At 48.4% G+C, this 3,123-nt stretch carries 4 protein-coding genes; 2 read left to right on the top strand and 2 right to left on the bottom strand.

Annotated elements, in window-relative coordinates:
* The coding region (locus tag WBV75_RS02555) for a mechanosensitive ion channel family protein (RefSeq protein ID WP_424119092.1) at positions 1-472 on the top strand (472 nt) is incomplete at its 5' end.
* A gap of 72 nt (positions 473-544) precedes the next feature.
* A complete protein-coding gene (locus WBV75_RS02550; protein ID WP_424119091.1) occupies positions 545-1,174 on the top strand; it encodes a CDP-alcohol phosphatidyltransferase family protein in 630 nt (209 codons plus the stop codon).
* Positions 1,175-1,247: 73 nt separating this feature from the next.
* Here the strand turns inward: WBV75_RS02550 and WBV75_RS02545 are convergent, their stop codons facing one another.
* Positions 1,248-2,306: a DUF4198 domain-containing protein gene (locus tag WBV75_RS02545; RefSeq protein WP_424119090.1), complete on the bottom strand. Its 1,059-nt coding sequence runs from the start codon at positions 2,304-2,306 to the stop codon at positions 1,248-1,250.
* A gap of 153 nt (positions 2,307-2,459) precedes the next feature.
* Positions 2,460-3,123: arsenite methyltransferase (gene arsM / locus WBV75_RS02540; RefSeq protein ID WP_424119089.1), on the bottom strand; the 664-nt coding region annotated here is incomplete at its 5' end.

Genomic DNA, 3,123 nt, shown 5'->3' with positions numbered 1-3,123 from the left:
TGGAAAGGTTAAAAAAATCGGTATCCGCGCCTGTAACATCTCCACCTATGACGGGGCTGAGGTTGTGGTGCCCAACAACAACCTCATATCCAACGACCTCATCAACTGGACACTTTCCGATAGCATTAAACGCGTTGAAGTGCTTATTGGCGTAGCCTATGGCACAGATCCGAATCTGGTCTTAAAGGTCCTGAAAAACTGTGCGGTAAAGTTTGATTACGTCCTCACAGATCCGGAACCATCTGTGTTTTTTACAGGCTTTGGAGAGAGTTCGCTCAATTTTCGCCTCCTCTTCTGGGTCCCTTTCGAAATAGGTCTTAGGGCCAAAAGCGATGTATGTGTTGAAATTTTCAACCAGTTTAAAACTGAGAATATCAAGATTCCGTTTCCACAACGGGATGTTCATATTAAAAACGTATCCGGATCCTCCAGCCAGGGTCTGACAGGCCCCTTAGAAGAGGAGAAGTCGTAATTCGGGGCGTGACCTGAGTCATTTCCCGTAAAGTCAGTCCGGGTTACATTTATAGTTCCAATCCCGGAGGGTATGCAAAACGTATTTAAAGAATTCAACATTGCCGACTGGTTTTCCTTCTACAGGATCCTGGCAGTACCTGTGTTGATCTTTTTCTTAGCACTGGGTATGCGGGAATTGTTTGCCGTATTCCTGCTTATAAGCTATTCCACCGACGCCATTGACGGTTTTCTGGCCCGAAAACTTAAGATCAGTAGCGCGAGGGGGTCACAACTGGATTCCATTGGAGACCAGCTTACCCTGCTGGCAGGTTTGGCAGGGCTCCTTGTTTTTGAAACCGAATTTATCCGTGCAAACCTCCTGATCATAATCCTTGCCTTTATCCCCTATCTCGTTCAATTGGCAATGGCATTCAAAAAATACGGCAAGGCCACGGCTTTCCACACCTACCTTGCCAAAGCTTCGGCCATCCTGCAGGCCACTTTCATTTTATGGGCATTATTTTTCGGGCCCGTCTATTGGCTCTTTTATTTTATGATCGCCATAGGTATTCTGGAGACCCTCGAAGAGATCAGCCTGATAATAATCCACGACGAATGGGTGTCAGATGTCAAAAGTATTTTCTGCTTACCTAAAAAATCTGCGGACGAAGATTCCGGTGCGGAAGAGGCCCCTGAACCCGCGCCTTCGGAAGACCCTTAGGAGCATTCCCGGTTAACATTAACCTCCTGTACATACTTAGGTAAAATTCCTGAATGAAGTACGGAGTGGCCCCCTATCTCCCGCGGTTGCGTTGCCTGACGACAAAATACCCAATACCCAAAATAGCCAGAGCCGTAAGTACCCCATAGATAAACGAGGTACGACCATTGCCGGGCATATCTTCTGAATCCCCGGATTCCGTGGCAACAGTTTCCCCGGCGGCAGTCTCCCCGGAATCGCTGTGTGCATTGCTGTGCCCCTCTCCTATCTCAAAAGACAGGGTTGCCCAGTTCGATTCATGGGTAAGGCTTGCTTCTTCGGAAGGAACCATGTGAATCGTGCGCAGATACCATATGCCTTTAGCCGGTAGAAATACCTTTGCAATACCCTCTGCATCCGTACGCAGTTGGGTTCCCCCGGTATGGGTGTGGTCATCGGCGGAGGAGTCTGTATGCTCATGTTCATGTTCCCCTCCGTCTGCATGGCTATGATCGGAAGTACTCTCAGAACCATCCGCATCCAAACCGACATAGACCAGCTGATCGGCCAGGGGCTCCCCCTGGAACAGCAAGCGGACTGAAAGGGTATGTCCCGGATGCAGGTCATACGGATTCTCCATGGGTACGAATTCGATGGGATACCCCAAAACCGTACTCCAGTCGTCTGATGTTTTATCCCCTACCTGAAAAATCGTCTTGACGTGTTTGGAATACTTCTCCACGGCGGGCTGATCCATGGCCTGGTTCTCCCGTCTCCATTCCAGCATATCCAAAACACCATCGTGCTCCAGGTAACTATTGAAATCGGCACCGCTCATTTCTATATTTCGCGGGCCTGTAGAAACCCCGGCCACCCAGGTTCCTGCGCCCCCGGTAGTGAAGTTCAGAATCGTAATACTATCTTTTTCACTCCATTGGGAATCATCTACAGCCATACGCTCTCCATTCCCGACCAGGCTTACATCTAGCATCCGGTCGCGGGTAATGATATTTTCGCTTTTTTCAAACGTACCGTTAAAGAGTTGTATGGCTGCCCGGGTATTGGGCTCCAGAAAATAGGAGTCCAGCTTCAGGTACATGTCATGGCTGGAAAAGAGCAACAGGGCCCCGATCAAAAGCAATCTCTTTTTCATGGAATTGGAGTTTTAAGAATCCGGACTGTCTTGCTCAGTCCGGACTGAAACACATGGTATCAAATATCGAAAAACGGCACCGAATAGAAAACAGGCGAAACGATAAGAAATCCAGAGTTTTCTAATCAGAGTTTTCCCTTCGCGCGCGCCGGATTAACAACAACCGCTTTTGGGATCGCAATCCGATGCCTCCTGGACGTCAGAGAGACTGGCCAGGACCTTTTTGGTTTTAGACCCTGGTTTTTGAGCAAATACAGTTATACTGAAAATACCGGTCCCCCCTGTATTAAAAGCTTTTACTTCCTCGGCCGAAAGATATTTCTCAAGTATATCATCGGGAATAGCGATAGGCTTTTCCTTTTGAATTTTCAGGTTTGAGAAGCCCTTTTCTTCCATCAGGCTGAGGTATTCAGATTTTTGAATAGCCCCTGCTACGCAGCCTGCGTACATTTCGGCATCCTCCTTTAAAGCTTCCGGTAAATCCCCGACCAAAACAATATCGGAAATACTAAAGTGCCCCCCGGGTTTTAAAACCCTGTAGATTTCCGCGATAACCTTTTTCTTGTTGGGCACCAGGTTAAGTACACAATTGCTGACAATAACATCCGCCACATCGTCGTTCACGGGCATGGCATCGATATCCCCTTCCCTGAATTCGACGTTGTTATACCCCATTTTTTCGGCGTTCAGGCGGGCCTTTTCAATCATAACGGGGGTAAAATCAATCCCGATCACCTTGCCTTCCGCCCCCGTTTCATGCCGGGCTACAAAACAATCGTTACCCGCTCCGGATCCCAGGTCAATGACAGTATCGCCC

This window comes from Robiginitalea sp., assembly GCF_049588695.1.
Classification (GTDB): Bacteria; Bacteroidota; Bacteroidia; order Flavobacteriales; family Flavobacteriaceae; genus Robiginitalea.
The sequence above is the reverse complement of the archived record's forward strand: the minus strand, read 5'-3'. Positions and strand labels throughout refer to the sequence as shown.